The sequence below is a fragment of the Pseudomonas sp. PDM03 genome (genome assembly GCF_014852385.1).
GTDB classification, from domain to species: Bacteria; Pseudomonadota; Gammaproteobacteria; order Pseudomonadales; family Pseudomonadaceae; genus Aquipseudomonas; species Aquipseudomonas migulae.
Genome location: NZ_JACVBM010000001.1, coordinates 532,413 through 553,846 on the forward strand (window position 1 = coordinate 532,413; position 21,434 = coordinate 553,846).

At 58.9% G+C, this 21,434-nt stretch carries 21 protein-coding genes; 7 read left to right on the forward strand and 14 right to left on the reverse strand.

The window, feature by feature from the left end; translation table 11 throughout:
• Positions 1-12: 12 nt before the first annotated feature.
• The 8 genes from IB254_RS02625 to IB254_RS02660 form a co-directional block, all read right to left on the reverse strand.
• Positions 13-753 (reverse strand): hypothetical protein, encoded by a 741-nt coding sequence (locus IB254_RS02625; RefSeq protein WP_192416616.1) that lies wholly within the window; start codon positions 751-753, stop codon positions 13-15.
• Positions 754-786: 33 nt separating this feature from the next.
• Complete coding sequence (locus IB254_RS02630) at positions 787-1,467, reverse strand: C39 family peptidase (protein WP_192416284.1); 681 nt, start codon at positions 1,465-1,467, stop codon at positions 787-789.
• A 62-nt stretch (positions 1,468-1,529) separates the two neighbouring features.
• Positions 1,530-2,840: a heme utilization protein gene (locus IB254_RS02635; RefSeq protein ID WP_192416285.1), complete on the reverse strand. Its 1,311-nt coding sequence runs from the start codon at positions 2,838-2,840 to the stop codon at positions 1,530-1,532.
• 51 nt (positions 2,841-2,891) lie between these two features.
• On the reverse strand, positions 2,892-3,464 hold the full coding sequence (locus tag IB254_RS02640) for a hypothetical protein (RefSeq protein WP_008040271.1): 573 nt from the start codon (positions 3,462-3,464) through the stop codon (positions 2,892-2,894).
• A 1-nt stretch (position 3,465) separates the two neighbouring features.
• Positions 3,466-3,900, reverse strand: a complete 435-nt coding sequence (locus tag IB254_RS02645) for a hypothetical protein (RefSeq protein ID WP_192416286.1) — start codon at positions 3,898-3,900, stop codon at positions 3,466-3,468.
• A gap of 356 nt (positions 3,901-4,256) precedes the next feature.
• A complete protein-coding gene (locus IB254_RS02650; protein WP_192416617.1) occupies positions 4,257-4,781 on the reverse strand; it encodes an AAA family ATPase in 525 nt (174 codons plus the stop codon).
• Entirely contained in the window at positions 4,778-5,341 is a 564-nt protein-coding gene (gene pnuC / locus IB254_RS02655) for a nicotinamide riboside transporter PnuC (protein WP_192416287.1), read from the reverse strand. Before pnuC ends, IB254_RS02650 begins: the two co-directional genes overlap by 4 nt.
• Before the next feature lie 801 nt (positions 5,342-6,142).
• Positions 6,143-7,777 carry a methyl-accepting chemotaxis protein gene (locus IB254_RS02660; protein WP_192416288.1) on the reverse strand — a complete coding sequence of 545 codons (1,635 nt, stop codon included), beginning with the start codon at positions 7,775-7,777 and terminating at the stop codon, positions 6,143-6,145.
• Between the two features lie 293 nt (positions 7,778-8,070).
• On the opposite strand from IB254_RS02660, the gene IB254_RS02665 reads away from it, so the two are divergent.
• Together IB254_RS02665 and IB254_RS02670 are read left to right on the forward strand one after the other, a co-directional pair.
• Complete coding sequence (locus tag IB254_RS02665; protein ID WP_008043777.1) at positions 8,071-8,901, forward strand: undecaprenyl-diphosphate phosphatase; 831 nt, start codon at positions 8,071-8,073, stop codon at positions 8,899-8,901.
• A complete protein-coding gene (locus IB254_RS02670) occupies positions 8,898-9,323 on the forward strand; it encodes a DUF1294 domain-containing protein (RefSeq protein WP_192416289.1) in 426 nt (141 codons plus the stop codon). The genes IB254_RS02665 and IB254_RS02670 overlap by 4 nt, the downstream gene beginning before the upstream one ends.
• Here the strand turns inward: IB254_RS02670 and IB254_RS02675 are convergent.
• Both IB254_RS02675 and IB254_RS02680 read right to left on the reverse strand, forming a co-directional pair.
• Complete coding sequence (locus tag IB254_RS02675) at positions 9,320-9,679, reverse strand: MmcQ/YjbR family DNA-binding protein (protein ID WP_192416290.1); 360 nt, start codon at positions 9,677-9,679, stop codon at positions 9,320-9,322. The genes IB254_RS02670 and IB254_RS02675 overlap by 4 nt on opposite strands.
• Positions 9,676-10,584, reverse strand: coding sequence for a LysR substrate-binding domain-containing protein (locus tag IB254_RS02680; RefSeq protein WP_192416291.1), 909 nt, complete (start codon positions 10,582-10,584; stop codon positions 9,676-9,678). Before IB254_RS02680 ends, IB254_RS02675 begins: the two co-directional genes overlap by 4 nt.
• A gap of 129 nt (positions 10,585-10,713) precedes the next feature.
• On the opposite strand from IB254_RS02680, the gene IB254_RS02685 reads away from it, so the two are divergent.
• Positions 10,714-11,325, forward strand: coding sequence for an FMN-dependent NADH-azoreductase (locus IB254_RS02685; RefSeq protein ID WP_008043774.1), 612 nt, complete (start codon positions 10,714-10,716; stop codon positions 11,323-11,325).
• Between the two features lie 258 nt (positions 11,326-11,583).
• The gene (locus IB254_RS02690) at positions 11,584-12,621 is read left to right on the forward strand and encodes an alpha/beta hydrolase family protein (protein ID WP_008043773.1); all 1,038 of its coding nucleotides are present in this window, start codon (positions 11,584-11,586) and stop codon (positions 12,619-12,621) included.
• A gap of 400 nt (positions 12,622-13,021) precedes the next feature.
• Here the strand turns inward: IB254_RS02690 and IB254_RS02695 are convergent, their stop codons facing one another.
• On the reverse strand, positions 13,022-14,209 hold the full coding sequence (locus IB254_RS02695) for an MFS transporter (protein ID WP_008026597.1): 1,188 nt from the start codon (positions 14,207-14,209) through the stop codon (positions 13,022-13,024).
• Positions 14,210-14,417: 208 nt separating this feature from the next.
• Complete coding sequence (locus tag IB254_RS02700; protein ID WP_008026595.1) at positions 14,418-16,007, reverse strand: ABC-F family ATPase; 1,590 nt, start codon at positions 16,005-16,007, stop codon at positions 14,418-14,420.
• Between the two features lie 494 nt (positions 16,008-16,501).
• On the opposite strand from IB254_RS02700, the gene lpxO reads away from it, so the two are divergent.
• Positions 16,502-17,401: a lipid A hydroxylase LpxO gene (lpxO, locus tag IB254_RS02705; protein ID WP_192416292.1), complete on the forward strand. Its 900-nt coding sequence runs from the start codon at positions 16,502-16,504 to the stop codon at positions 17,399-17,401.
• 137 nt (positions 17,402-17,538) lie between these two features.
• On the opposite strand, the gene IB254_RS02710 is transcribed toward lpxO, so the two are convergent.
• The gene (locus tag IB254_RS02710; RefSeq protein ID WP_192416293.1) at positions 17,539-18,411 is read right to left on the reverse strand and encodes a Ku protein; all 873 of its coding nucleotides are present in this window, start codon (positions 18,409-18,411) and stop codon (positions 17,539-17,541) included.
• 186 nt (positions 18,412-18,597) lie between these two features.
• On the opposite strand from IB254_RS02710, the gene IB254_RS02715 reads away from it, so the two are divergent.
• The gene (locus IB254_RS02715; protein WP_192416294.1) at positions 18,598-18,954 is read left to right on the forward strand and encodes a hypothetical protein; all 357 of its coding nucleotides are present in this window, start codon (positions 18,598-18,600) and stop codon (positions 18,952-18,954) included.
• Positions 18,955-19,005: 51 nt separating this feature from the next.
• Positions 19,006-20,157 carry a PQQ-dependent sugar dehydrogenase gene (locus IB254_RS02720; protein WP_192416295.1) on the forward strand — a complete coding sequence of 384 codons (1,152 nt, stop codon included), beginning with the start codon at positions 19,006-19,008 and terminating at the stop codon, positions 20,155-20,157.
• Between the two features lie 133 nt (positions 20,158-20,290).
• Here the strand turns inward: IB254_RS02720 and rimI are convergent, their stop codons facing one another.
• On the reverse strand, positions 20,291-21,391 hold the full coding sequence (rimI, locus tag IB254_RS02725) for a ribosomal protein S18-alanine N-acetyltransferase (RefSeq protein WP_192416296.1): 1,101 nt from the start codon (positions 21,389-21,391) through the stop codon (positions 20,291-20,293).
• Between the last annotated feature and the right edge of the window lie 43 nt (positions 21,392-21,434).

The window sequence follows — 21,434 nt, forward strand, 5'->3', positions numbered from 1 at the left end:
ACTGAGCGTAGATCAGAATCCTAGAGTGCGAACTCCTTTGAGTTGGTCCAGATTGCCGTTCAGTGAACCGGTTGATGGCAGGTTGTCGCGCAGCACAACGTTGATCGACATCATGTTTCTGACCTGGTTACCACCGCCAAGCAGGGTCGTGTTTTGCATCAGTCCGCCTTGGGCAAGGCGCTGCACGGTGCTGCCCTGGTTGTTGTTGGCGATGATGTTGAGCTGCACGCCCGTGCCAGTGGCGGAAATACTCATCGCGCCGGCACCGTTGGTGTGGTTCAGGGTTGAGCCCGAGGCCAACGCTTGCCCCTGGTTGTCCATCTGTGGTGCCTGGCTACCCCTGCTGACGTTGAGATCAACGTTGTTGTAAGCGCTGTTGTTGTCGCCGGCAGCGCGCACAACCTGAGTTACGCCCTGGGTAGTGCTCAAACCGTTACCGCCGCTGACGGTCCCGGTGCCCTGAGAAACCGCCGAGCCATCGCCGTTCCGGTCGATCATCGACACATAGAACTGTGGCTTGATGGTCGTTTGTTGAATTTGCATCGAGGAGGATGCCCCGATCACCTGGCCGTTGGCATTTTGCCAGGTGCTGGTCATGACAATCCCGAAACTGATGACGCGTCCCGGCATGACATAGCGGCCTCTAAGGTTCGCCAATTCCTGATCGCTCAGTTCAATAGGTTTGAACGTCTGTGCCTGGGTTGGCAGGCTGGCGGCCAGACAAACCAAGGCCAGCCAGATTGGAGTCTTCATTAGATGCTCCCGGAGCGTCATGCTCCCTTGTTATTAGAAGAAGTCGCTTCGGATAAATCCGAAGTCCAACAACTCTGCGTCTTGCACCGGGCTGAAGGTGTCGAGGTGGTTCTTGGCGGTCAGTGGCACGGGAGGGTCGAGCAGCGCATTGGCTTTGTCGTAGCCCTGGCCAATGACAGCAAAGATGATGCCGTTCCAGCCTTTGACAAAGTCGTCGACTTGGTAGCGTTTATGACCGAGTACCGGATCTCCGATATATACCCAACCCTTGTGGACTTTTTGCAGGACCACAAAATGTTTGTAGCCACGGATATCCATGAGGACCACGACCGGAATTCTGATGTCGTTCAGCGTTTCTGGCGCCACCCGGTAGCCACGGGCCCGCATGCCGATACTTTCCACGTAACGCTTCATGTCGAGCATGGAGAAGCCCTGAACGCGGACAAGGTCTTGATCGGCATGTGCCAGCATGCCTTCGATGATCTGTTCTTCGTTCACGTCCAGCCAATAGGCCTGGCGCAATATGGTCGCCAGCGCAGCTGCGCCGCAACTGAAGTCGGTTTTCTGTTGCACCAGGTCGGCAAATTTACGCTCGCGTATGCTCTGGATCGGCTTGTACACCACCGCGCCGCCCGGCAGGACGGAAAGCGGCATTTGTGCAGCCTCGATCACACTGGACACACAAAGCAAAAGTACCAAGGCGATAATGCGCATGGTGGGACGCCCTCTGGTTGTGTTTAAAAAGGCCCCCGTGAGGGGGCCTCCAGAGACAGCCATCAGAACGATTGGTTGGAAATGGCCAACGAGTTGCTTTGTTGGTTACCCACACCGGCAGCCACGTTGACGCCGAGGTTGCCACTGCCGCCATTCACCGAACCGCTAAGGGTTGCAGTGTTGGTGACAGGGTTAGCCCAGCCATTTGGGGTCAGGATTTGATAGGAAACAGTGTTGCTCAATTCCCATGCATTGCTTTCGCTGTAGCCCTTCTCTTCGTGTTTGGTAGAAGCGGACGATTTCTCGCCTGATTTCTCGAACGAAGAGTCAAACGATTTTGAGAACGAAGAATCGAACTTCTTCTCGAACGAAGAGTCGGTCGATTTTGAGTGCTCTGTATCGATAGATGCTTTAAGCGATGCGTCAACCGATAGGTCGACAGACTTGCTGCGAGTGCGATCGCCATAGCCGTTATTATGAGTAACGGTTTTGGTGACATTCGCCTCTGCGGTCAAAAGAGCGTCCACAGCAGCATGGCTGGTGGAGCTCTTGTCGGTGCTTTTTGATCCGTTTGCTTCAAAGTGCTTGGTGCCGCTGACGTCAAAACTGCTAGCACCTTTCTTGGTCCAGTTGCTGGACGCGCTCTTATCAATGTTCAACTCGGAGTTATGACTGAAAGAGGAATTACCGCTTTTGGTTGTGGTTAGCGTCACCGTCGTCAGGGCGAGGTTCTGATCGGCGTTGTTATTCACTACCAGACCAGGACCATTCTGATCGGCGGAGGCGGTGGCTGTTGCGTTACCCAGCGGCGAATTGGAGTTGGCAATCGCCATAGTGTTTTTCTGTTGGTTCAGGTCGCCACCGGCAATGTTGATCCCCATATTGCCGTTGCCACCATTGCCCGATCCGCTCATCACGGCAGAGGCTGTGGTGTTGTAGTTGTCGACCTTGTTGTGGTTGCTGTACTGCTTGACGCTGGCAGTGGCAGTGGCAACCCCGAACACGAAGGAGTTATCCAGAGCGGAAGTGGCGCCAGCGTTCGCGATGGCGGCAGCGTTGTCTTGTTGGTTGCCGTCGCCTGCCGCCACGTTGATACCGACGTTGCCGTCGGCGCCTGTGGCAGAGTCGGTCATCTCTGCCTTGTTAATAGTCCCTTCGTTACGGATGCGATTGTTGGTGCTGCTTTGATTGTCGTAGGCATTGGCAGTCGCGTAAACAGGGATCTTCATTGGAGGAGGAGTGTGGTGACCGTTGTTATGATGGCCATTGTGGTGGTCATCGTGACGCCGATCGTTTTGCCCAGCTTGTACAGCAACAGCCATGACCGCAGCAATTGCGAAAACCAGAGGCTTGAGTGCCGTCGAAGGTTTCATGGTGATTCTCCGTACTTATTTTAGGTTAAGTGTTGTTCCTAACTGTTTGGGTCAATCCGCGACCCGTACGTTCAGGGTGTTGGCCATTCGGTTTCCCACCCCGGCGCTCTGATTCAACTGAATCACCCCACGGCTACCGGTGAATGCCTGGTCACTGGTAGAGACCTGGCGATAGCCTGGTGCAGAGTCAGTCGGATCGGAGTTTTTGATCAGCGCCACGTTCTGTTGCATGAGGACGCTGTCGTCGATACTTTGCGGTTGATTGCTGATGCTTATCCGCAGGGCATTGGCTTGCTGAGTGCTGGCACCGGCGCTCTGGTTCACGCCCAGTACGCCGTAGCCGCGGCTGAAGGAGTCGCCCTGAATGCTGGCTCGAGCATCCATCCTGGGGTCGACTTCGGTATGCAATCGTTGGCGAATCTGCGTGGTCGCGCTGGCGCCATGGCCCATGGCGATGGCCCGGGCATTAGCCTGTTGCTGCTGATCGCCGGCAGCCTGGTTGACCGCGAAGTTACCTTGGTACTGCGCGCCCGAATTACTGATGTCGGCATTATTGATGACGGGGGGTTGAGCAAAGCTCGATGCGCTGCAAAACATGCTGATAATCAGCAGCTTACGATTCATCTCAACGGCCTCCCGTAATGACGTTCAGACCGCTCAGGCCTCGCTGGACGCTTGAATTGACCAGGTTGGAAATACCGTTGCCCGAACCTCCCGAACGTCCGGCGGGAAGGTTGGAAAGCTGATTCTGGGTGGTGATGTTGCCGCCCAGGTTTGTGTTGCCTAACGTGACGAGGCGGGTGATCCCGGCACCACTGGCGACGTTGGCAAAGTCGCCGTCGTTCAACTCGTTCGTTTGCCTGAGGATTTGTTGGCTCGGGTTGGCATTGGCGGTCGTGGGGTTAGGGTCGGGAGCCACCGGCGCTTGCACGGCGTTTCGTGTCTGGACATCACGCTTGATAATGATGATGCCGTCGTCAGCCTGGACACTTGAGCCCAATGCGCATCCGATCAGGAGGAGGCAAGTAAAGCCTTTATTGAAAGTATTGAAAGTCCCCACAGTGGCAATTCCTTCTTTTTGTGGGCTGGCCCTAGTCAGCGATGTGAAGGAGAGAGCGAATGCTGTGCCGTTTTTTGAATTTTGTTTTAATTCAATGGGTTAAAAATTTTGTCCGGGAAGCCGATGTCGGTGCTGTTTCACGTCTGAGACGCGCGCGGGCGCTTTTGTCCAACAAAAGCGGTTGCAGTGCTCTAGATCAATGCTTTGCGCCGAGGTGTATTGGGGGCTTAACAGCTGACGGGCGAAGAGGGTGCAGGCCGCTGAAACGGCCTGTTTGGGGCGGGTGGGTGTTACAGGTATGGACACTTTTGCCCCCAAAACAGGGGAACTACTGGGTGAAAACCCCTAAAAACGGGTCAGGGGTTCAGCAGCAGTGTGACGGCTTGCAGTGCCTGAAAACGACGTTCCGCCCAGTTTCCCTGCAGAATTTGAAAAGGCTGTTGATGGGTTTCAAGCCATGCCAGGGTTGCGTCGAAAAATGCCCGGCGCTCACTCAATTCGGATTGGCAGCGCTGGCCATCATCCTTCCAGTCGACCTGATCGGGAGACAGCAACAGGTGCAAGTCGTACTGGCGCGCCAGCAGCGCCTGCTCGAGCCACGCGGGGCAATCGCCAAACAGGGTCTGGCTCCAGAGGATGTTACTCAGCAGGTGGGTATCGAGAATCAGCAACGATGGCTGCCGGGCGCGGGCCTCGTCTTCCCATTGCAATTGCCCGCGGGCGATCTCCGGAATGTCGGCCAGGCAGGTATCACGCTGGTTTTGTTCGATGAACCAGCGGACATATTCGTCGACCAGCACCCCGCCGAAATGCGCTTGCAACTCGGCCGCGAGCCAGCTCTTGCCGCTGGATTCAGGGCCGGTGAGTACCAGGACTTTCATGTGCGCAATGCCGGGTCGGTGCGCCATTCCCGCCAGCCTTGAACGGCGATCACGGCAAACAACGCATAGAGCCCGGCGGTCAAGTACATGCCCTTGTAAACGAAGAGCCCGACGAAAATCACATCCAGGGTGATCCACAGAGGCCAGCATTGAACGCGCTTTTGCGCCATCCAGACCTGCGCCACCAGGCTGAACCCCGTCAGCGCCGCATCGAGCCAGGGTTGCGCGGCATCGGTCCAGTGCGCCATGGCCGCGCCGAGCAACAGACTGCCGAGGGCACCGATGGCCAGGCCTGTCGCGATCGATTTGCCCTTGAGTTGGCTAACCTGCCGTCCTTGCCGCGCAACCCCCGCGCGGGTCCACTGCCACCAGCCATAGAGCTGCAACGCGGCGTAGATCACCTGCAACAGCATGTCCGAATACAGCTTCACTTCAAAAAAGACCCAACTGTACAGCGACACCATGACCAGACCGATTGGCCAGCACCAGGGGTTCTGTTTGACCGTCAACCAGACGGCAATGACACCGAGGGCGGCGGCAAACAGTTCAAGCCCGGACATGGAGGTTCCTTGGAGCAGACGAAGAGGGGAGCGAATTGTACCCGGATTGCAGCGGATGAGGCTGTGCTGGCGAGGGAGAAAGCACCCGCTGACTTGTAGGAGTCCGGCTTGCTGGCGATGGCGATGTCACGGGCGCTATCGCCAGCAAGCCGGCTCCTACGGATCGAGGGGGTGTTGGGGTTGTGGGTTCATCCCAAACCTGTAGGAGCCCGGCTTGCTGGCGATGGCGATTTCATGGGCGCTATCGCCAGCAAGCTGGCTCCTACGGATCGCGGGGGTGTTGGGGATTGTGGGTTCACCCAAAACCTGTAGGAGCCCGGCTTGCCGGCGATGGCGATGTCATGGGCGCCATCGCCAGCAAGCCGGCTCCTACGGATCGAGGGGGTGTTGGGGATTGTGGGTTCACCCAAAACTTGTAGGAGCCGGCTTGCTGGCGATGGCGATGTCACGGGCGCTATCGCCAGCAAGCTGGCTCCTACGGATCGAGGGGGTGTTGGGGATTGTGGGTTCACCCAAAACTTGTAGGAGCCCGGCTTGCTGGCGATGGCGATGTCATGGGCGCCATCGCCAGCAAGCCGGCTCCTACGGATCGCGGGGGTGTTGGGGATTGTGGGTTCACCCGAAACCTGTAGGAGCCGGCTTGCCGGCGATGACGATGTCACGGGCGCTATCGCCAGCAAGCTGGCTCCTACGGATCGAGGGGGTGTTGGGGATTGTGGGTTCACCCGAAACTTGTAGGAGCCGGCTTGCCGGCGATGGCGATGGCGATGTCGCGGGCGCCATCGCCGGCAAGCCAGGCGCCTACACGCGGAATTGTTTGAGCAACCCGTTCAACTGCTCACTCAGTTCCTTGAGGTGGACGCTGGCCACACTTGACTGTTCCGCCGCCAGCGCCGTGCTGTGGGACAAACCGGCTGCCTGGGTCACGTTCTGGTTGATGTCTTCGACCACATGGGCCTGTTGCAGGGTGGCGCTGGCAATGGAAGCGTTCAACCCATTGAGGTTGCGCAATGCCTGGCCAATGGCATTCAGGCTTGCACCGGCGAGGCCGGCCTGTTCGATGGTCAGTTGCGAGGCGCGGCTGCTGTCGCCGATGACCTTGACCGCCGCTTCGGAATGGCTTTGCAGGCGTTCGATCATTGCCTGGATCTCGGCGGTGGACTTCTGCGTGCGCTGGGCCAGCAGGCGCACCTCATCGGCGACGACGGCAAACCCGCGACCTTGTTCACCGGCACGAGCGGCTTCGATGGCCGCGTTGAGGGCCAGCAGGTTTGTTTGCTCGGCGATTGAGCGGATCACTTCCAGCACGCTGCCGATCTGAGTGCTTTCGGCGGCGAGGGTACGAATGACCTCCACGGCCTGATCAATCGTTGAAGACAGCTTGTCGATTTGTTGCAGGCTGCTGTCGATGTTGACCTGGCCCTGCTGCGCCTGAGACTCGGCATCGCGCATCTCGCTGGCGGCGTGCTCGGCGTTCTTCGCCACGTCCTGCACGCCATAGGTCACTTCATTGATGGCCGTGGCCACCAGTTCCATCTGTTGCGATTGCTGCTGGCTGCGTTGCTGGGCCTGGACGGCGTCGTTGCCCAGTTCGCTGGACGACTGGCCCAGGGCGCTGGCGGACACCTGCAATTCGCTGATCACCAGTCTTAGCTTGGCGGTGAACGCATTGAAGTGGTGTGCCAACTGCGTGACTTCGTCCTGGCCATGGGTGTCGAGGCTGCGAGTCAGATCGCTCTCGCCGCTGGCAATGTTGGCCATGGCGCTCACGGTGTCCTGCAGCGGACGGACGATGCTGCGGGCAATCAGGATCACCAGCAACGCCATGAAGGCGGCGATCACCAACCCGACCACTGTCGCTTTCCAGACTTGGCCCATGAACTCGGCTTGCATGTCATCTATATACACGCCCGAGCCGATCACCCAGCCCCACGGTTCGAAGAGTTTGACGTAGGAGGTTTTTGCGACCGGCTCGCTGGCGCCCGGTTTCGGCCAGCGATAGTCGATCGGGCCGGCGCCCTTGGCCTTGGCGAGGGCGACCATTTCATTGAACACCGCAAACCCGTCCGGGTCGCGGATCGCCGAGAGGTTCTGGCCATCGAGTTTCGGGTTGGCCGGGTGCATGATCATCACCGGCGTCAGGTCGTTGATCCAGAAGTAGTCGTTCTGGTCATAGCGCAGGCCGCGAACGGCGGTCAGCGCCTGTTTCTGCGCAGCTTCGCGGGTCAGCGTGCCGGCGGTTTCGAGCCCGTGGTAATAGGTCAGAATGCCGCTGGCCGTCTGCACGACGTGCTGGGTTTTCTGCGCCTTGGCGTGATACAGGTCCTCGTGAATCTGCTTGAGCATCAACACGCCCAACGTCAAAAGCATCATGACGGCCACGATCAAAATCAACCACAAACGCCGGCTGATCGACATATTGCGCAAGCTGTTCATAACGCTGTCACTCCTGTTTCTTTTTCTTGTAATAAACGACCGCCAGCATCCAACCACATTTTGCCGATCGGGCATATCCGACCCAAGTCCAATAACGTGGCAGCGTTATTCAGCCTTGTCTGATAGGATTTCGGCCCCGCACGGAAAAACCTGAATCCAAGTTGATTTTTCACGGAATTTTTACGGTTTCGTCTGGATTCTGTGCGCGTCTGGCTGCAGCTGCGCTGATCGCAGTCAATGTTTTGAAAAATATTAACGGGGCATGCCGTGGCGCATCGCTTCTTGGGGGATTGATGGATCTTTGGACCGCCTTTCAGGCATTGATACTTGGCGTTATAGAAGGGCTGACGGAGTTTTTGCCCATTTCCAGTACCGGGCACCAGATCATCGTGGCCGACTTGCTCAATTTCGGTGGTGAACGGGCCATTGCCTTCAACATCATTATTCAGCTGGGTGCGATTCTGGCGGTGGTTTGGGAGTTTCGTCGCAAGATTCTCGATGTGGTGACCGGTTTGCCAACGCAGCCCGGCGCCCGACGCTTTACCGCCAACCTGCTGATTGCCTTCATGCCGGCCGTGGTGTTGGGGGTGATTTTTTCCGACTTGATTCACCATTACCTGTTCAACCCGATTACGGTCGCGTCGGCGTTGGTGGTGGGCGGGATCATCATGTTGTGGGCTGAAAAGCGTCAGCATGAAGTGCATGCTGAAACGGTCGATGAAATCACCTGGCAAGATGCGCTTAAAGTCGGTTTCGCCCAGTGCCTGGCAATGATTCCCGGTACATCGCGTTCCGGCTCGACCATCATTGGCGGGTTGCTGTTTGGCCTGTCGCGCAAGACCGCTACCGAGTTCTCCTTCTTCCTGGCAATGCCGACCATGGTCGCTGCGGCGGTGTACTCGGGCTACAAATACCGCGACCTGTTCGTCCCGGCCGATTTTCCGGTGTTCGCCATCGGCTTTGTCACCGCATTCATTTTCGCAATGATTGCCGTACGGGGCTTGCTCAAGTTCATCGCCAGCCACAGCTATGCGGTGTTCGCCTGGTACCGTATTGCATTTGGGCTGGTCATTCTCGCCACCTGGCAGTTTGGCTGGGTTGACTGGACAGCGGTCAAGCCATGAATGACACCCGCGCACGCAACAATCCCGGGCGCCAGTCCGGGGGCGGAATCCAGAACCCACGGCTGAAACTGCTGGTGTTCGCGATGGTGTGCGCGCTGCCATTGTTCGGCTCGATGTCGTTCTGGCTGCGAGGGATTTCGCTGATTCCCCTAGCGGCCTATGGCATCGTCAGCGTGCTGGCGTTCTTCCTTTATTGGAGCGACAAGCGCAAGGCCCGGACCGATAGCTGGCGCACGCCGGAAAACGTGCTGCATGCGGTGGAACTCGCCGGCGGCTGGCCGGGCGCGTTGCTGGCCCAGCAGGTGTTTCGGCACAAGACCCGCAAAGTGTCGTTTCAGTTGCTGTTCTGGGTGATCGTGCTGCTGCATCAAGTGTTCTGGATCGATCAACTGTTCCTGGGCGCCAATCTGGCGCTGCTTTAAAGCAGCAACCCGACCTGCGTGCGTTTGGGCAGTTTGTTCACCACCAGTTGATGGGAACGTTGCAGCAGCCCTTGCAGTTCTTCGCTGCCCAGCGGGTAGGGCGCTTGCATGATGATCCACTGGGCCCGCGCCAGATACGGCGCCGGATGAATGCCCGGGCGGTCGCAATGCCCCAGAAACAGGTCCTTGTCGACCTTGAACGCCAAAGAGTCGCCCCGCAGGTTCTGCAGGGCGAACATCTTGTTCCCGGCAATCGAAAACACCCGCACGCCGCCCCATTTGTAATCTTCCCGCGCACCCGGCAGCGCGAGACAGAATTGCGCGACATCCTCTTCGCTCATACGCCCAGCCTTCATATCAGTCGGTCCCCACAGGCATTGAATGATTCGATCAAATGGTCGAGCCAGGCGCGAACGGCCGGCATCACCCCGCGCCGATGAGGGTAGACCGCTTGCAGCCAGCCGCCAGGCAAAGACCAGTCGGGCAGTAACTGCACCAGCGCGCCGCTTTCCAGTTCCTGCTCGCAATACATCATCGGCAGCATGGTAAAACCCTGGCCGGCGAGGGTGCAGGCCCTGCGCACGATAAAGTCATCGATGCCCAGTCGCGCTTCGAGGGCGAGTTCATGACTTTTACCCTGTTGGTCGAGCATGCGGATGTGCACCATGCGGTCCGCCTCCAGTGCGCCGAGCACCGGCAAGCCCTTGAGGTCTTCGGGATGATTGATTGCTCGTCCATGAAGAAACCCCGGACTGGCCACCATCAGCATCTGCGCCTGACGCAGGCGCCGGGTTACCAGCAGCGGGTCTTCATCACCCGGTTCGCGAACTCGCAACGCGACGTCGACGCCCTCGGTCACCAGATCGACCCGGCGGTTTACCAGCATGACCTCCAGCTGGACATGAGGGTACTTCTCGAGGAATTTGCTGATCACCATTGGCAGCATTTCGTGAGCCAGCCCGACGGGGGCAGACACCCGCAAGCGTCCGCGAGGTTCGCTGGACATGCTGGCCACGGCCTCATCGGCCATCTCGGCTTCCAGCAACATAGCCTGACAGTGGCGCAAATAGCGCTCACCCACAGCGGTTAGCTTGAGCTGCCGGGTGGTGCGTTGCAGCAGGCGCGCGCCCAGACGTTCTTCCAGTTCGGCGATGCGGCGCGACAACCGTGACTTGGGAATCCCCAGCAAACGCCCGGCTGCCGCGAAACCGCCGGCTTCGACCACCTTGGCGAAGTAGTAGAGGTCATTGAGGTCTTGCATGGTGTTAACTCGATTGTTCTATCAGTGAGACGAACTATCGCATTGTTGCGGTCTAATCAGCTATTGGTTTCGTCTGTAGGATTGTCTCCATCAGATCGCCTCGTGGCGGTCCTCACCTGGAGATCCCATATGAAACTGCTGCATATCGATTCGAGCATTCTTGGTGACAACTCGGCTTCCCGTCAGCTGAGCCGCGAAGTTGTCAGCGCCTGGCAAGCTGCCGAGCCGACCGCCGTCGTGACCTACCGTGACCTGGCCAGCGATGCCATCAGCCATTTCTCCGCCACGACCCTGGTCGCCGCCGGCACCTCCGCTGAACTGCGCAACGCCGCCCAGCAGCACGAAGCCGAACTGAGCGCCTCGACACTGGCCGAATTCCTCGCCGCCGATGCCGTCGTCATCGCAGCACCGATGTACAACTTCACCATCCCGACCCAACTCAAGGCGTGGATCGACCGCATCGCCGTTGCCGGCCAGACTTTCCGCTACACCGAAGCCGGCCCTGAAGGCCTGTGCGGTGGCAAGAAAGTCGTGATCGTGTCGACTGCCGGCGGTTTGCACGCAGGTCAGGCGTCCGGTGTTGCGCACGAAGAGTATTTGAAGTTGCTGTTCGGCTTCCTCGGCATCACTGACATTGAATTCGTCCGTGCCGAAGGCCTGGCGTACGGTGATGAAGTCCGCACCAAAGCCATGAGCGCTGCTCGCACTCAGATCAGCGAGCAACTGTTCGCCGCCGCGTAAGGCTTGCATAAAAGTTGTAAATCAGCTCGGGCAACACCCCAAAAAACTCTGTATTCTGACCACGCAAGGTCAGATACGGAGTTTTTTGTTTCTGATCATTGCGTAATCTTTCATGTTGTGGCCCAGGTTATGCAGTCGAGGGTTTAACGTCCCTGTTCTGTAACGACCTTGGTGGCCGCAATTGCTGGTACAAGGCCGCTTCCTCGGTAATCGATGGAGAACGGGCTTCCCGGTCAAGTAACAAAGGTGGGGCATCCCATGGTGCGTCTTTGGGCAACGTTACTGATTTGCCTGCTCAGCAGCCTGAATTCAGTGCACGCCGCGCCTGCGCCACATCCTCACTGGAGCGTCGGTTTCCATGAGATGAGTTTTCTCGACCCACTGGACCTGCAACCGATGCGCGCCATCGCGTTCTACCCCTCCAGCGACCGCGAACACTCCAGTAAACTCGAGGGCTACACGGTCGAAGCGGGCGAAGACACCCGCGTCGCCATTGGCCGCTTCCCGATGCTGATGCTGTCCCACGGCAACACCGGAACCCCGCTGGCCCTGCACGACCTCGCCACATCGCTGGCGCGCAAGGGTTTTGTGGTGGTGGCGGTGATTCATCCTGGCGACAACTCGAAAGACCACAGCCGCCTCGGCACCTTGAGCAACTTGTATGGGCGGCCGATCCAGATTTCCGAAGCCATTACCGCGACCCTGGGCGACCGTATGCTCGCACCGTTCGTCAATGCCGATCAGGTGGGGGTTATCGGTTATTCGGCCGGCGGGGAGACGGCGCTGATTCTGTCGGGGGCGACGCCGGATCTGGATCGTCTGCGTCGCTATTGCCAGGAGCGTCCGGACGACCACGATGCCTGCAACACCCAGGGCGAACTGATCGTCGACCGTGATGACCTGCAACCGGTGGCGGATCCACGGGTGCACGCGCTGCTGCTGATGGCGCCGTTGAGCCTGAAATTCGGCCGTCATACCCTGGCCGACGTGCATGTGCCGGTGCTGTTATACAGCGGTGACGGCGACAAACTGGTGGCCTTCGACAAAAACGCCGCCGCGCTGGCGCGCAAACTGCCGACCGCACCGGACTTCAAGCTACTGGCCGGGGCTGGACATTTCGTGTTCATGGCACCGTGCAACGAAGAACAGATCAAGGCGATGCCGGCGCTGTGCACCGATGCCGACGGCGTCGACCGCGAGGACATCCATCGCAACATGATCTCCGAAGCAGGGCGCTTCTTCTCCCACGCACTGGGCAAACCGACCCGTGCCGGCATGCAAACCGCCGATCAATAGGATCCACACACCACTGTAGGAGCCGGCTTGCCGGCGATAGCGCCCATGAAATCGCCATCGCCGGCAAGCCGGGCTCCTACAGGTCTTGCGGTGCACCCACAAACCTCAACATCCCCGAATCCGTAGGAGCCGGCTTGCTGGCGATAGTGCCCATGAAATCGCCATCGCCAGCAAGCCGGGCTCCTACAGGTCTTGCGGTGCACCCACAAACCCCAACATCCCCGAATCCGTAGGAGCCGGCTTGCTGGCGATGGTGCCCTTAAAATCGCCATCGCCAGCAAGCCGGGCACCTACAGATCTTGCGGTGCACCCACAAACCCCAACATCCCCGAATCCGTAGGAGCCGGCTTGCTGGCGATGGCGTCCTCGGAATCGCCATCGCCAGCAAGGTTTGTATTGATCAGGCTGTAGCGCGGCGTTTCAGTAGCAGGGTCAGGGCCAGGCCGGTGATCGACAACATTGCCGCACTGAAGAAAATCCACGAATACCCCAGGTTCAATGCCACCGCGCCCATCAGCGGTCCGGCAATCGCCAGCGCCAGATCGAAAAACACCGCGTAAGCACTCAAACCTGCGCCGCGACTGGAATTGGGCACCTGTTTAATGGCTTCTACCCCCAGCGCCGGGTACACCAGCGACAGGCCAAACCCGGCCAGACCCGCGCCAATCAGGGCGAAACCGGTCGACGGCGCGAGCCACAGCAGCACCAGGCCCGCTGTTTCAATGCTCATGCAGACAATCGCCGAGGTGAATCCACCAAAACGACTGATGCTGGAAATGAACAGCAGTCGCGCCAGAATGAAGCAGACACCGAACACCGTCAGGCAGTACGCGGCGCCGGTCCAGCCACGGTTCACGTAATACAGGGTAATAAAGGTGGTCAACGTGCCGTAGCCGATCGACGCCAGGCTCAAACTCGCGCCGAACGGCGCAATACGCCCGAACACCGCCCAGAACGGCAGGCGTTCACCGCGAACCACTGGCACCGACGGTTTATTGCGGATCAGCAGCAGCGCCAACGCAGCCAGCAATGACAGCGCGATGCCCAGGCTGGCAAAACCATACGCGGCCACCATCACGACACCCAATGGCGCACCGATCGCGATGGCGCCGTAGGACGCGATGCCATTCCACGAGATCGAGCGCGCGGTGTGTTCCGCGCCGACCTGGCCCATGCACCAACTGATGGTGCCGACGCCGATCAAGCCCTGTGCGATGCCCAGCAACAAACGGCCGGCGATCAGGATCAACAGGCTCGTCAGCGGAAAGCTTTGCAGCAGCGTCGACAGCAACGTCAGCGCGCCGCTCAAGACAATCCCCGCCAGCCCGTAAACAATCGATCGTTTCGTGCCGATGCTGTCCGACATGCGCCCGGCCATCGGGCGGCTGAGCAGGGTGGCGAGGTATTGCGAACCGATGGTCAGCCCAGCGACGACCGCGCTGAACCCGAGCTGTTCGTGGACATAACCCGGCAACACCGCAATCGGCAGGCCGATGCAGAGGAAGGCAATAAAGGTATAGAAAACGATGGAGACGATCTGCAGGGTGATCGCCATGGAGCTTTGCGGTGGCAGTTGCTGCGCAGACATGAGGGCTCGTTCGCGGGCGGCGGTGGGAGAACTGCATCATGGCGCGGGTGTGGAATAAAAGAAAGCAGGCTAACGATCAAACATCGCACCTTCCTGACTTGGAATACGGACTACTGTAGGAGCCGGTTACCGCAGGCTCAAGCTTTTTGCTATTGAAAATGCAAAAAGCCCCGTCACATGGACAGGGCTTTTCATTTATAGCGAACGCTTAGAACACAACGCCCTGACTACGCAGGTAGTCATCGTAGGTACCGCTGAAGTCGATCACGCCGCTAGGGCTCAACTCGATGATGCGGGTGGCCAGCGACGATACGAACTCACGGTCGTGGCTGACGAAGATCAGCGTGCCCGGATAGTTCTCCAGCGCCAGGTTCAGCGCCTCGATGGATTCCATGTCCAAGTGGTTGGTCGGTTCGTCCATGATCAGCACGTTCGGTTTTTGCAGGATCAGCTTGCCGAACAGCATGCGACCTTGCTCACCACCGGAGATGACCTTGACCGACTTCAGAATCTCGTCGTTGGAGAACAGCATGCGGCCGAGGGTGCCGCGAACCAGTTGCTCGCCGCCCTGGGTCCACTGGCCCATCCAGTCGAACAGGTTGCAGTCGTCTTCGAAGTCGTGCGCGTGGTCCTGGGCGTAGTAGCCCAGTTCCGCTGCGTCGGTCCACTTCACGGTGCCGGCATCCGGGGTCAATTCGTTGACCAGGGTGCGCAGCAGGGTGGTTTTACCGATACCGTTCGGGCCGATGATCGCAACGCGCTCGCCAGCTTCAACCTGGAAGCTGAAGTCCTTGAAGAGTGTCTTGCCGTCGAAGCCTTTGGCCATGCCCTCGACGATGACCGCTTGACGGTGCAGCTTCTTGGTTTGTTCGAAGCGGATGAACGGGCTCACACGGCTCGAAGGCTTGACCTCGGCCAGCTGGATCTTGTCGATCGCCTTGGCACGGGAAGTGGCCTGCTTGGCTTTCGAGGCGTTGGCCGAGAAGCGGCTGACGAACGATTGCAGTTCCGAAATCTGTGCCTTCTTCTTGGCGTTGTCCGACAGCAGTTGCTCGCGGGACTGGGTCGCCACGGTCATGTACTCGTCGTAGTTGCCCGGGAACAGGCGCAGCTCGCCGTAATCCAGGTCAGCCATGTGGGTGCACACGCTGTTCAGGAAGTGACGGTCGTGAGAGATGATGATCATCAGGCTGGAGCGCTGGGTCAGCACGTTTTCCAGCCAGCGGATGGTGTTGATGTCCAGGTGGTTGGTCGGTTCGTCGAGCAACAGCACTTCAGGATCGGAGAACAGCGCCTGCGCCAGCAATACACGGAGTTTCCAGCCTGGGGAAACCTCGCTCATCGGACCAAAGTGCTGCTCGATGCCGATACCCAGGCCCAGCAACAGTTCGCCGGCGCGGGATTCGGCGGTGTAGCCGTCCATTTCGGCGAACTCGGTTTCCAGCTCGGCCACGGCCATGCCGTCTTCTTCGGTCATTTCCGGCAGCGAGTAGATGCGGTCGCGCTCGGCTTTAACCTTCCACAGTTCTTCGTGGCCCATGATCACGGTGTCGATCACGGTGAATTCTTCGTAGGCGAACTGGTCCTGGCGCAATTTACCCAGACGCACGTTCGGCTCGAGCATGACCTGACCGCCGGAAGGCTCGAGGTCGCCACCGAGGATTTTCATGAAAGTCGACTTGCCGCAGCCGTTGGCGCCGATCAAGCCGTAGCGGTTGCCCGCGCCGAATTTGACCGAAACGTTTTCGAATAGCGGCTTGGCGCCGAACTGCATCGTGATGTTAGCTGTAGAGATCAAAGGTTTTTCCTGCGAAGCATTCAGAGTAGCTAGGGTTGCGGCAGTACCGATTCAGTACCCGTTTCCGGTATTCAAACCACGGGAAATACATCCCGATCAGAAGCGGAAGGTCCATCTGGCAATAAGTGGACAGCAGCAGTTGGAGCGCTTGGCCCGAGTCGAAGTGCGCTGAGACGGGGTTCATTCCCGTCATCAACCAAGGGGGGCGCGTAATGTTTGGCGGCGATTGTACTGGTCTGGCTCTTTAAACGATAGGGCGTTGAGGCAGCACGGCTGCTTTGGCGGTACAAGTGGACAGATTTTCACAGTTGAACGCTAACTATTTGTTACAACTCGTGGCTAAAATGCCATCTTTCAACCGGATGCCGACCGCCGGCATGCTCAAGGACGCGCCTCAGGGACGCTGTTTCGTATTCAGACGCTGCACAAGACCCTTGGGCCGTCGGGCCTGTCAGGGGACGCAGTTTGTTCACTTCTGACGTGTGACGATTTCCGTGAAACTCATCATTGCTGCTATTTATGTTGTATCGATTGCGTACGTCCACCTGCGCGGTCGGGTGCGCCACAAGCTGGGCCGCCAACTGAGCGATCACTCGACGTTTCTCGCGCCGATCAATTGCTTCCTGTACCTGTTCTCGAAAATTCCCAACAAACCGTATCTCGATCCGGCTGACTTCCCGGACCTGAGCCCGTTGCAGACCCATTGGGAAGAAATCCGCGCCGAAGGTCAGAACCTGCTCAAGGCGGGTGAGATCAAGCGCTCGAACCAGTACGACGACGTCGGCTTCAACTCGTTCTTCAAAACCGGCTGGAAGCGCTTCTACTTGAAGTGGTACGGCGACAGCCATCCTTCGGCAATGAAGCTTTGCCCGCGCACCACCGAACTGGTGCAGAGCATCGGTTCGATCAAGGCGGCGATGTTCGCCGAACTGCCGCCCGGTTCGAAACTGGTGCGTCACCGCGACCCGTATGCCGGTTCCTACCGTTATCACCTGGGCCTGGAGACGCCGAACGACACTGGTTGCTACATCAACGTCGATGGCGAGAACTATCACTGGCGTGACGGTGAAGCGGTGATGTTCGACGAGACCTTCATTCATTACGCCGAAAACACTACGCAGCAGAACCGCATCATTTTGTTCTGCGACATCGAGCGCCCCATGAAGTATCGCTGGGCGGCGGCGTTCAATGGCTGGTTCAGCCGTAACGTGATGTCGGCGGCGGGTGCGCCGAACGAAGCGGGCGACAAGACGGGTGGCATCAATCGACTGTTCACCAGGATCTACAAGATTCGCCTGCGCGGCAAAGCGTTGAAGAAGCGCAACCGCAAACTCTACTACCTGGAGAAATGGGCGATTTTTGCCGGGTTGCTGGCGATTTTTGTCTGGATCTGATTTTTGCGGCGCCGCTTATTACGCCATCGCCAGCAGGCTGGCTCCCACAATGAAATGCATTCCAACTGTGGGAGCCAGCCTGCTGGCGATGGGGCAGGTAGATTCTCCTAAAAACGCTCGGATAGCCTCGTAATCGATCAACCACTCGACCGCTTGGTCGCTTTTTTCGCCGCCGCCGGTTTCTCCGCCGATTTCGGTTTGGCAGCCGTCTTCCCGCCAGCCTTGCCGCCCAAACTGCGCTTCAGCAACTCGGTCAGATCGATAACATCCGCCGTCTTGCGTTCCTCTTCCCCCGTAGCCGACTCAACATCCTCGATCTTCCCTTCATTGGCCTTCTTCTCAACCAGCGCCATGATCTTGTCTTCGAAACTGTCGCGATAATCCTCGGGGCTCCAGTCGCCGCTCATGTCCTGCACCAGCCGTTTGGCCATGTCCAGTTCGCCCTTGGCCAACTCCGGTTTGGTCACTTCGCTTCCCAGTTCCAGCGTCTCCAGACTTCTCACTTCCGCCGGCCAGCGCAGCATCACCAGCACCATGGCTGAATCCAGCGGCATCAGCGCGGCCAAATGCTGACGGGTATGCAACACCACGTGGGCGAGGGCGACCTTGTTGGTTTTGCTCAGCGTTTCCCGTAGCAGCGCATACACCTTGCCACCGCGTTTATCCGGCGCCAGGTAATAGGGCGTGTCGATGTTCTGCAACGGAATCTGTTCACTGTCGACAAAGGAAAAAATGTCGATGGTCTGCGTGGACACTGGGTGCGCCGACTTGATTTCTTCTTCACTGAGCACCACGTAGCGACCCTTTTCGTACTGCACACCCTTGACGATGTGCTCCTTGGTCACTTCCTTTCCGGTGACTTTGTTCACGCGTTTATAGCCCACCGGCTCCATGCTGCGGCTGTCGAGCCAGTCGAAATCCACCCCTTGCGAAGACGTTGCCGACACCAGCGCCACAGGGATATGCACCAGCCCGAAACTGATTGCGCCTTTCCAGATTGCCCGTGCCATGGTCGTCTACTCGCGAGTGATGATCAGGTGACCTGTGGCCCGACGCAAAAGTTTCAGCGGTGTGCGGCCCGGCCCGGCCGGGGGATCAACTTCGTGTTACATCTTGCCAAGGAGGTTTTGGTTAACAAATCCGAACCCTGGGCGTAGCGTGCTATCGAAGGCTCTATCCATGTAGAGAGGCTGCCCATGAACCGATTTGTGCCTGGCGTGACCGCGTTGGCTTTGAGTGCTGTGCTGAGCAATCTCGCTCAGGCCGACGCCCTGTCGTCATTATCCCCCTTGCTGCTGGCCCAGAGCCCGACGGGCAACGCCAGCAATCCGTATAACAGCCCGATTCGCCGGGCCAACCCCAATAGCATGCAAGGCACACAACCCAGTGCGCCGGCGATCCGCGGGCCGAATACGGTTCCCGTTCCACGGCCACCGACGCTGGACAACGGCGGCATTGGCAACCGCTATCCCCAGGATCGGTCTGCGCCTGTCAGCCCACCGAAATTCATCCCCAATCCACCCCATCGGGACGCAGACACCAGCAACCGTTGAGCAGCAGGACGCGCGTCTTGCCAGCCATTCAGACGACAAAAGGAATCGTGCATGTTGCGTAAAACCCTCCTGGCCACCGTGTGTGCCAGCGCCCTGATCAGCGCCGCCGCACCCGTTTTCGCGGCGCCCGTGCAAACGCTGGAAAGCGAACAGGGCACCCTTGAGGTCACGCCCATCGCCAAGGGGCTGGATCATCCGTGGGCCTTGGCGTTTCTACCGGATCGGCAAGGGATGCTGGTGACCGAACGGCCCGGCAACCTGCGCGTGGTCAGCGTCGACGGCAAACTGTCGGCACCGCTCAGTGGCGTGCCGAAGGTCTGGGCCAAAGGGCAGGGTGGTCTGCTCGATGTGGTGCTGTCGCCCGATTTCAAACAGGACCGCACGGTCTATCTGTCCTACGCCGAAGGTGGCGGCGAGGGGAACAAGGCCGGCACGGCGGTCGGTCGCGGGCAACTGTCGCAAGACCTGACAGCAATCAAAAATTTCAAAGTGATCTTCCGTCAGGAGCCCAAACTCTCGGTCGGCAATCACTTTGGTTCGCGACTGGTGTTCGACCGTGACGGCTACCTGTTCATCACCCTCGGCGAGAACAATGACCGGCCAACCGCGCAGAATCTGGACAAGCTGCAAGGCAAGGTCGTGCGGATCTACCCGGACGGCAAGGTGCCCGACGACAACCCCTTTGTCGGCCAGGCGGGCGTGCGTCCGGAAATCTGGTCGTATGGCCAGCGCAACCCACAAGGCGCGGCGCTCAATCCCTGGACCGGCGTGCTCTGGGAAAACGAACACGGCCCGCGCGGCGGTGACGAGATCAACATCATCGAGCGTGGCAAGAATTACGGCTGGCCGCTGGCGACCCATGGCATCAACTACTCCGGTCAACCGATCCCGGAAGCCACGGGCAAGACCGCCGTGGGCACTGTTGCGCCACGCCACGTCTGGGAAAAATCTCCCGGCCTGAGCGGTATGGCGTTTTACGACGCCGACCGCTTCAAGGCGTGGCAGCACAACGTGTTCATCGGTGCGCTGGTCAGTCAGGAGTTGATACGCCTGCAGTTCGACGGCGACCGGGTGGTTCACGAAGAGCGCTTGATGGGCGAGCTGAACAAACGCATCCGCGACGTGCGGCAGGGGCCGGACGGGTATTTGTATGTGCTCACCGATGAAGATGATGGCGTGTTGTACAAGGTTGGCCTGAAATAAACACAATTCCTGTAGCCGCTGGCGAAACTTGTGGGAGCGAGCCTGCTCGCGATAGCGGACTTATGGCCAACATCTATGTTGATTGGTAAGGCCCCATCGCGAGCAGGCTCGCTCCCACAGGTTCCGTCAACTGCTACAGGGAGCGGCGATAAAGAATCACCGCCGCCCGCAACTTGCCGCGCCCGAAACTGCACATCTTCTCGAACTCCCCATGGCTGACCGGCAAATGCTGGCAGTCCATGGGCTGACGATGCTGGCTATGGTCGACATCCGGGTCGTGCAGGTACACAAATTCCTCATCGCAATCGGTGACGATCACCCAGTGCGGCGACTTGGAGCGGGTCAGCCGGTAACTGCTGATCAGCACCAGCGGCTGTCCGCCGTCGTTCAGTAACCGAGGCAGGTCCAGCGGACCACCGAGCACCTGTTCGACGTCGGTCGTTCCCAACTGAGCCATGAACTCCTCGTGCACCAGGCGCATGACGTCTTTTTTATGTTCATCGCGCACGCCATCGAGAAACAACGGCCCGGCCATGCTCACTTGCAGGCGCACACGAAACCCGCGTCGCGCCGCCGCCAATGCCAGGCCTTGAGGGCTGCACCCGCCGTGGCCAGAGGTCATGAACACGGTGGTCGCCTCGCGCCAGATCTGCAGTTCTTCGCGGCGCTCCAGCACGCGACCGGTTTGCAGCGCGCCCATGGCCATCAACAGACACGCGGGGCCGCAGGTGAAATCGGTGGTCTGGGCGTACCAGGGCACGTTGATATTCCGCGAGTCACGGTGCTGAAGGATGCGTTTTTCCAGACGCAGCGCATCGGCATGGTCCTGGTAATAATCATGGATCAACGCGAAGCGCCGGTAACCGTTGCGCTCATACAGGGCGATGGCGGCGGGGTTGTCGATGCGCACTTCCAGCCGCAGGTACGCGCAGTCGTGTTCCAGGGCGCAGGCCTCGATGCGTTCAAGCAATTGCTTGCCGAGCCCACTGCCGCGAGCCTGTTCGGCGATGGCAATCGAGTAGAGCCGCGCCAGCGATGTGCCCCGGTGAAACAACACCACCGCGTAACCCAGCAATTGCTCGCCACGCTGGGCCACCAGCAGTCGTCCATGAGCGCGGGTGATCATCCATTGAAAACTGCGGCTGGTGAGCCGGTCCGTGGTAAAACATTGCTGTTCGAGTGCCAGCAACGCGGGTAAGTCTTCAACTACCGCCAAGCGAAAGACAGGATTCATATGACCGCCGTAAAAGTTGCGTAACGAAACGGGACTTTCGAAA